The sequence below is a fragment of the Methylophaga sp. OBS4 genome, assembly GCF_026319305.1.
Classification (GTDB): domain Bacteria; phylum Pseudomonadota; class Gammaproteobacteria; order Nitrosococcales; family Methylophagaceae; genus Methylophaga.
Window position 1 is genome coordinate 1 of record NZ_JAPDMV010000057.1, and the last position, 8,194, is coordinate 8,194.

General features: G+C 50.0%; 7 protein-coding genes. 2 read left to right on the forward strand and 5 right to left on the reverse strand.

Features of this window, described 5'->3' with window-relative positions; all coding sequences use genetic code 11:
- Window positions 1-303 precede the first annotated feature (303 nt).
- On the reverse strand, window positions 304-1,419 hold the full coding sequence (ald, locus tag OMP95_RS12235; RefSeq protein WP_266329242.1) for an alanine dehydrogenase: 1,116 nt from the start codon (window positions 1,417-1,419) through the stop codon (window positions 304-306).
- Between the two features lie 48 nt (window positions 1,420-1,467).
- Here ald and OMP95_RS12240 point away from each other — a divergent pair, with 48 nt between their 5' ends.
- On the forward strand, window positions 1,468-3,090 hold the full coding sequence (locus OMP95_RS12240) for a protein adenylyltransferase SelO (RefSeq protein ID WP_266329244.1): 1,623 nt from the start codon (window positions 1,468-1,470) through the stop codon (window positions 3,088-3,090).
- A 233-nt stretch (window positions 3,091-3,323) separates the two neighbouring features.
- Window positions 3,324-4,442 (forward strand): PQQ-dependent sugar dehydrogenase, encoded by a 1,119-nt coding sequence (locus tag OMP95_RS12245; RefSeq protein WP_266329246.1) that lies wholly within the window; start codon window positions 3,324-3,326, stop codon window positions 4,440-4,442.
- Here the strand turns inward: OMP95_RS12245 and greB are convergent.
- From greB to OMP95_RS12265, 4 genes are all read right to left on the reverse strand, one after another.
- Complete coding sequence (greB, locus tag OMP95_RS12250) at window positions 4,429-4,896, reverse strand: transcription elongation factor GreB (protein ID WP_266329248.1); 468 nt, start codon at window positions 4,894-4,896, stop codon at window positions 4,429-4,431. The two genes, OMP95_RS12245 and greB, sit on opposite strands and share 14 nt — an antisense overlap.
- 55 nt (window positions 4,897-4,951) lie before the next feature.
- Complete coding sequence (locus OMP95_RS12255) at window positions 4,952-5,806, reverse strand: chemotaxis protein CheW (RefSeq protein WP_266329250.1); 855 nt, start codon at window positions 5,804-5,806, stop codon at window positions 4,952-4,954.
- A 96-nt stretch (window positions 5,807-5,902) separates the two neighbouring features.
- On the reverse strand, window positions 5,903-7,240 hold the full coding sequence (locus OMP95_RS12260; RefSeq protein ID WP_266329252.1) for an FAD-dependent oxidoreductase: 1,338 nt from the start codon (window positions 7,238-7,240) through the stop codon (window positions 5,903-5,905).
- A 79-nt stretch (window positions 7,241-7,319) separates the two neighbouring features.
- Window positions 7,320-8,194: hypothetical protein (locus OMP95_RS12265; protein ID WP_266329254.1), on the reverse strand; the 875-nt coding region annotated here is incomplete at its 5' end.

Here is an 8,194-nt window from a genome sequence, read left to right on the forward strand (position 1 = left end):
AAATAACGACGTAAAACACGGAAGACACAGCGAAAATCAAAGAACATTCACACTCCACAGGCTCCCACACAGAATATAAATGCCAGACCATTTTTTATCCGCAGATTACGCAGATGGACGCAGATTATTTCGGAAAAGCAAGCAGGGACGTACTATTTGTTAGTACAGTGATTCAGCGGCAGGGCGTGAGATTGGGGATGGCTCAGGCAACAATAACTTGTACTTAATCTGCGTCCATCTGCGTAATCTGCGGATGTAAAAAGTGCCTGCCTGATTCCTACACAGCGGTGGTTCAAACACAACTCAGCGCAAAACCGACTCCGAGCTGACATAAGGATAACCATGCGCCTCAGCCACCGCCTTAAAAGTTACCTGTCCACGACAAACATTCAGCCCATTCATTAAATGTCTGTCATCCAGCAACGCCTGCCGGTATCCCTTATCAGCCAGCGCCATTACAAATGGCAATGTCGCGTTAGTCAGCGCAAAAGTCGAGGTTCTGGCAACGGCTCCCGGCATATTGGCCACGCAATAATGGATAATGCCCTCCTCCTGATAAGTCGGCTTGTCATGGGTGGTGGGTCTTGAAGATTCAAAACAGCCGCCCTGATCAATCGAAACATCGATCAACACGGCGCCGGTTTTCATTTGTTTGAGCAAAGCGCGATCAATCAATTTCGGTGCTTTGGCCCCCGGTAATAACACGGCGCCAATCACCATATCAGCACGCAATACAACACGTTCTATCATTTCCGTAGTGGCATAAAGCGTTTTCAATTGCGGTCCGAATTGTTCATCCAGCAGTTTCAATCGCGGCAATGATTTATCCACAATGGTGACATCAGCGCCCAGACCCATCGCCATTCGCGCCGCATTAAGTCCCACAACACCGCCTCCCAGTACCACCACCGATGCCGGTGCCACACCAGGCACGCCACCAAGCAACATGCCCATGCCGCCCTGGGTTTTCTCCAGCGCGTGGGCGCCGGCCTGAATCGCCATACGCCCTGCAACTTCACTCATCGGCGCCAATAACGGTAACCCGCCATTAGCACCGGTGACTGTTTCATAAGCAATGCACACGGCGCCGGAATTGACCAAGTCCCGGGTTTGTTCGAAATCCGGTGCCAGATGCAAATAGGTAAATAATAGTTGTTCCGGTCGCAAAAGCCGGCGCTCTTCTGGTTGAGGTTCTTTGACTTTTACAATCAACTCGCCCCGACCATAAATCTCGACGGCGCTGGCGGCAATCTCTGCGCCGGCCTGTTGATAATTCTCGTCTGACAGACCTATGGCCTGACCTGCATCATGTTCTATCAGTAGCTGATGTCCGGCTGAGGTCAACTCTCTGACCCCGGCTGGTGTCAAACCAACACGGTATTCGTGATTTTTTATTTCTTTGGGCACGCCGATTAACATCACTTTTCTCCGGTTTTATGTTGGTGTTAATTCTGCTGTAATGGGCATATGACTGAACATATAGCAAACAAGGTGACTGAGACAAGTACGGGTCTCAACTTTCATTTCGACAATAAGTTTGTACGTGAACTGCCTGCCGATCCTCAAACAGACAACTCCCGCCGTCAGGTTATGGGGGCATGTTACTCCTTTGTGGAACCAAAAAAGGTCAAAGCGCCCAAACTTGTCGCTTATTCGAGAGAAATGGCAGCACAACTGGATCTGACTGATGCCGACTGCCTGAGTGAACAGTTCACCCGCGTTTTTGCCGGTAATGAACTGCTGCAAGGCATGCAGCCGCACGCACAATGCTACGGTGGCCATCAGTTTGGTCACTGGGCCGGACAGTTGGGGGATGGTCGCGCCATCAATCTGGGCGAAGTCATTAATAAACAGGGTGAGCGGTTCTGCCTGCAACTCAAAGGCGCGGGGGAAACACCATATTCGCGCACCGCTGATGGTCTGGCGGTATTACGCTCATCGATTCGCGAATTTCTCTGTAGCGAAGCCATGTATCACCTCGGCATTCCTACCACACGGGCTTTGAGTATGGTGTTGACCGGTGAGGACGTCGTGCGCGATATGTTCTACGACGGCCGTCCCAAAGCCGAACCCGGCGCAGTGGTCTGCCGCGTTGCCCCGTCATTTCTGCGACTGGGCAGTTACGAAATTTTCACTTCCCGCGGTGAGCTCGACACCTTGAAACAGCTGGTTGATTACACGATTGAAACCGATTTTCCGCATCTCGGCGAACCCGGCAAGGAAACCTACCTGAGCTGGTTCCGGGAAATATGCGAGCGCACCGCCGATATGGTGGTGCACTGGATGCGGGTCGGTTTTGTGCATGGCGTATTCAATACCGATAACACGTCAATACTTGGTTTGACCATTGATTATGGCCCTTATGGCTGGATCGATAACTATGATCCGAACTGGACACCCAACACCACCGATGCCACCGGACGCCGTTATCGCTTTGGTGCCCAGCCGCAAATCGCCCAGTGGAACCTGCTGCAACTGGCGAATGCGATTTACCCTCTGATTGAGGATGCCGATGCCTTGCGTGACATTCTCAACGACTATGTCGGCGTCTATACCGACAAATGGCAACAGATGCGCGCGGACAAACTTGGCTTGAGCGAATTCAAGGCAGAAGATGAAGAATTAAACCAGGAACTGAATAAAATCATGCAACTGGCAGAAACCGATATGACCATCTTCTACCGCCGCCTGGCAGATATCAGCACAGAAAATATCGATTCTGCTGATGAAGCTTTATTGTCGCCGCTGATGGACGCTTATTACTCACCTGAGGGCCTGAGCAAACAAGATAAGAAAGCTATTGCCGACTGGGTAAGTCGCTATCTGCAACGGGTAATAGCTGACGGTGTCGATGATCTCACACGTAAACATAAAATGGACCGGGTTAATCCCAAATATGTGCTGCGCAACTATCTGGCGCAAATGGCCATTGATAAAGCGGAACAAGATGACTTTTCGCTGGTCAACGAATTATTGGATGTGATGCGGCATCCTTATGACGAACAACCTGAATTTGAGCAATATGCCAGCAAAAGACCGGATTGGGCCCGCAATCGCCCCGGTTGTTCGATGTTGTCTTGCAGTTCCTGACATATCGAAATAACCGCATGAACTCACGAAACAGAGACCTTTCGACTGGGCTCAGGGCGAACGGGCATTTTCCCTCCGTTCTGCTGAGCTTGTCGAAGCATGAGCTCTGAGCTTGTCGAAGAGTCGAAGCATGCGCTCTGAGCCCTTCGTCTTCGCTCAGGACAGGCTTGCCGAAGAGTCGAAGTTCAGCCAAGGTATTTTATGAAAACCTGATACGTAGCAAGGAGCACACTATGAGATTGCTGATCACACTGAGTCTGTCAATAATTTTGCTATTCGCACTCCCTGCTAATGCCGAGATCTCCAGGGATAAGGATCTCAAAATTGAAACCCTTGCCACCGGCCTGTCTATCCCCTGGGGCATGGCGGTAATGCCTGATAACAAGCTGTTGATTACTCAACGTGGCGGCAAGCTAGTCCGGCTTAATCCACAAACTGGCAAAATCACAGACCTCACGGGGCTGCCCGGTGATATTCGTGTTGAAGGCCAGGGCGGCCTGTTCGATGTTGCCCTGCCCCCTGACTATAAAGACAGTCAGTGGATATATTTCAGTTACACCAAGGATGTCGACGGCCAAGGGGCAACAACACTGGCCCGTGCCAAGCTGTCCGGCACAAAGCTGGTTAACTGGCAGGAATTGCTGGCAACAAAATCCCGAACCGATAACACAGTCCATTATGGCGGCCGAATCGCTTTTGACGGTCAGAGCCATGTCTTTCTACCCATCGGCGATCGCGGCACCCGTTCCAATGCGCAGGATCGCAGCAATCATGCCGGCAGCATTTTACGGCTTAATATGGACGGCAGCGTACCGGCTGATAACCCGTTTGTGAATAAAGAAAATGTACTGCCCGAAATCTGGAGTTACGGGCACCGTAACCCGCAGGGCCTGTTCTACAATCTGGACAATAACGAGTTATGGTCGATAGAACATGGCCCCAGAGGCGGTGATGAAATCAATCTGATTGAGCCGGGGCGTAACTATGGCTGGCCGGAGATTTCCCACGGCCAGGAATACTGGGCACCGATTCCGGTCGGCAAGGGCACGCACCGTGAAGGCATGGAACAGCCGGTACAGGTCTATGTGCCGTCCATCGCGCCCAGCAGCCTGATTCAGTATCGGGGCGAGTTGTTTAATGGCTGGAAAGGCAATCTGCTCTCCGGCGCTCTGGTACTCCAGCATCTGAACCGTATTGAGCTGGATAGCAATAATGCCGCCGTTAATGAAACCCGCCTGCTGGAGACACTGAACAGCCGTATCAGAAATGTGATCGAAGCACCGGACGGTGCCTTACTGGTTGCCACCGATCAGGGTGACATTCTGCGCATTACTCCGGCTAGTAACGAATAGCCAGAACATAGTATTGCTTGCGCCCCTGCTCGACCTGGATCACCACCTCATCATCGATGGTTTTGCCCAACAGCGCTCTTGCCAGCGGTGAGTCCACACTGATATTGCCTTTTTCATGATCGATTTCGTCAGGACCGACAATACGATATTTGACTTCCTGGCCCTCTTCCGTTTCCAGCGTGACCCAGGCAGCGAAAAATATGCTGCTTTCATCATCGGGTTTTAAATCAACGACTTTCAAATCCGGAATACGTTTCTGCAGATAACGGATCCGGCGATCAAGCTCCCGTAGTTCTTTCTTACGATAGATATATTCGGCATTTTCACTGCGATCGCCTTCCGCGGCGGCGGCGGCCAGCGCCTGAACCACTTCCCGGCGACGCGACCAGCGTTCACTGAGTTCCTTGTTGAGTCGGAACATACCTTCAGCGGTAATGTAGGGTGAAGATTTCATACAACGTTCGGGTTAGCGCTCATGTCGATGTTAGTTAAGCTGAAAGTCGACTAAACTAAGCAATAGCAGTATTATCATCAACCAATTTATCAATATCAAAAAACAAACAGTCGGGCATGTTATCACGCGTATAAATGCCGGTGAGGATATCGCCGATTTTACGGATCTGGGCCAAAGCACCGCTCGAACTGGACTGAAACTCGCTGTCGGCATAACTCAGCACATCATTGATTTCATCAATCAGCAAAGCATAACGTGGCGTTTTGCCATCATCGGTGACAAATAGCAGCACCTGACGCATATCACTCTCGATCTGCTCTTTGGCCCGTTTTGATAAAACGCGTATTTTTTGCAGAATAACCTGGGCCTGCTGGCTGAACGGTTCAGCAGCCTGCTGAGTGTCGCTTTTTTGGCCTTGTTTCAAAGCATTGGCACCGATAGCATGCAGTTGCTGATGCGGTTCACCAAAAGCCGCTATCAGCTCTTTCAACGTTTCATCACGACCATTGAACTGCTGCAACCACTGCCCAGACTGACATTCATCCGCATCCAGCGCCTGATTGAAAGCCTCGCCGTTTTTAAGGCTGTGTTCCAGAACTTGTGTCCATTCTATGTGCTGACGCTCTTGCTGATTAAGTAAATCAATCAGGTTGTTTCTGGTATCAAAACCAGACTTGCCACCGACCCGGCGGGCAAAATCCAGTACCGGCACCACCATGCCTTGAAACTTGATGACGCCACATAAACCATGTTCTTCCACCGGTACTTTCTGTATCTTGTCGATATCCTGACCGAGCATCAAAACATTTTCGACATCAAGACCAAACATCATATCTTCAACAAAAAAGGTAAAAACCTGCCGTTGCTGTGTCAATTTGCCATTTCTGCCCAGGGCTTGGTTATCTTTCATATTCAGTCTCCGCTCAATGTCCATTTTCTAACCGGAAACAAATGATATCGGCAGCCCGGAATAAAGCTGAAGCAATCGCCCGGCATCCCCCTTAGCTTATGAACAGGCTCTTAAAACAGACTGCAATTTATCTTCATCAATTTCAGCGCCCAAACGCCCGGCAATCAGACGCATGTCGATTTCTGCATTTTCCAGACAACTGGTGGCACCTGGTGATGGTGTCATATTGAACACAATACCCGTTCCCGGGTTGATTTTGGCCTCACCCAACATCAATTTCGATGCTTTTTTATCAATCAGTTGCGGGCGAACACCACCGAAGCCCTTGGCAAAACTGACATCTTTCAACTGCAAAGATGGCACAATCTTGCGGGCATCTTTCATAAACAACCAGCGACGCAGCCCCGGCACTTCAAACAGAAAGTTTTTAAGAATATAGTTGCGGATATCACTGACTTTGAACAAGTCCCAGAATACGCGGAAAACCCGGCTGTCCAGACGCAAAACCCGTAAAAACTCAAAAAAGGTTTTACAGTTGTAACGCTCCAGCATCGGCAACAATAAAGCAGTCGGACCAAAACGGGTTTTACCCTCGACCAGCACATCCGGATCGCCATGAACCGCTGCAAATGGCAGTTTATCGTTCTGCACCGTGTAGACCTTGCCGTTCAGCAAGGGCGGTGTGAAATAAAAACTGCCCGCCACCGGCAAACAGGAAAATTCCAGGCCATAACCCATTTGCTGTGCCAGCAACAGGCTGTGCCCACCAGCCGAGACAACCACGGTTTTTGCTTTAATCACTTCATTCTGCGTGATGATGGTAAACAGGCCATCTTGTTCAAGAATATTCTCGACATGACTGTTGAAATAAAGCTGCAAGTCCTTATCGGTACGCTTTTTCGCTTCCGTCACAAATGACTGGGCCAACAGGTTGAAATCCACCGCGCTGTATTCATCCAGAACAGCCAAAGCCACACAGGGTTCAGGCCGCATTTTACCGTCGACTATAATAACGTTAGGTTCGATTTCAGCGATTTGTTCTTTTTCCAGTAATTGCATGGTGGGAAAACAATCACGGAATGTTGCAAAACGTTCACGCAGTTGCTGGCATTCTGTCACCCCTACTCCCAGCACCATTTTCTGATACTTGAACATGATCTTATCGGGGTCAGGCAAAGTTCGGGCGTAATTGACCACCATTTCAGCGGCAGCTTTTACTCTGACTGCTTTTCCCAGGCTGTAATTGGTCTCGATATCACCACAATGCAGAGTCTGGCTATTGTTACGGCCATGGGAGTTAACCTTGGCTACAGCGTCATATTTCTCAAGCAGCGCAATATCCTGAATATCAGTGTATTCAGCAAGCATGTATAGCAATGCGGTACCGCAGATGCCTCCACCGATAATGGCCACGTCATGTACATGTTCTGTCATTTTTTATCCCACAAGAAATTGCGGGAAATTTTAGCAGAATTGTAGTACTTAAGCTCATAGCTTAAGTACTAAGCCCCGTTCATTCCTCTTTATTCTTGTTCATTGCCGAGAAGGAAGGAATGGACGACAAAATAGATTGCAACTCGCTGTTATTCTTGGGCACCGCATCGCTTTCAGTATTTGGTCTGACTGAATCAGACTGAGGCTGATCCAACTGACGAATCTCGTTAAACATCGCTTCCAGCTCATCATCGGAAGGCAGGGGATCTTCTGTCAGATCCTGCCACATCTCAGATACAGCAGCTTTAGCGTCCGTTAAATGCACAGGCGGACCGGTATCAATTTCTTCTTGTGCAAACTCATCTGCCTGCGGTTCAACGGTAACATCATTTACTGACTCGATGTCTGGCTCTGGCTCTGATTCATCATTTACAAGTTCGTTCTGTTCGGCAGCAAGCTGCTGTTGCCAGGCATCCATCAGTGCCTGTTCAGCCTGATCCGGTTCAAACGCTGGCACAGTCTGATCATCAGGGACTTGCAGCTCAGTCATTTCACTGGTCTGATCTTCGACAGTCTCTGCAGGCAAAACCATATCTTCTGTGGCTTCCGGCTCAGAGGGCGTCTCAGCGTCCACTATCTCGTCATCATGAAGGCTGTGCTGCTGGCGTGCTTCAGCCTGCGCTTTCAACGTCGCTGTTCTGGCACGCAGTTTCGCCCGTAATTCTTCAAGCTCCGAGTTAAAGCGAGGCTTCTCGCCGCTATCCAAGTCTTCAGCCGGCAGTTGTTGATCTGCCAGTTCAGCAACCTCATCCAAACCATCAGACTCCGCAGCTGTCATCAAAATCTGCAGACGTTCTGCTTCTGTCTGATAGGGCTCTGGCTCTGGCTCTGGCTCTGGCTCTGGCTCTGGCTCTGGCTCTGGCTCTGGCTCTGGCTCTGGCTCTGGCTCTGGCT

Coding starts and splice junctions, on each gene's coding strand:
- ald (WP_266329242.1), bottom strand. CDS start 1,419: ATGTTAATCGGCGTGCCCAAAGAAATAAAAAATCACGAATACCGTGTT.
- OMP95_RS12240 (WP_266329244.1), top strand. CDS start 1,468: ATGACTGAACATATAGCAAACAAGGTGACTGAGACAAGTACGGGTCTC.
- OMP95_RS12245 (WP_266329246.1), top strand. CDS start 3,324: ATGAGATTGCTGATCACACTGAGTCTGTCAATAATTTTGCTATTCGCA.
- greB (WP_266329248.1), bottom strand. CDS start 4,896: ATGAAATCTTCACCCTACATTACCGCTGAAGGTATGTTCCGACTCAAC.
- OMP95_RS12255 (WP_266329250.1), bottom strand. CDS start 5,806: ATGAAAGATAACCAAGCCCTGGGCAGAAATGGCAAATTGACACAGCAA.
- OMP95_RS12260 (WP_266329252.1), bottom strand. CDS start 7,240: ATGACAGAACATGTACATGACGTGGCCATTATCGGTGGAGGCATCTGC.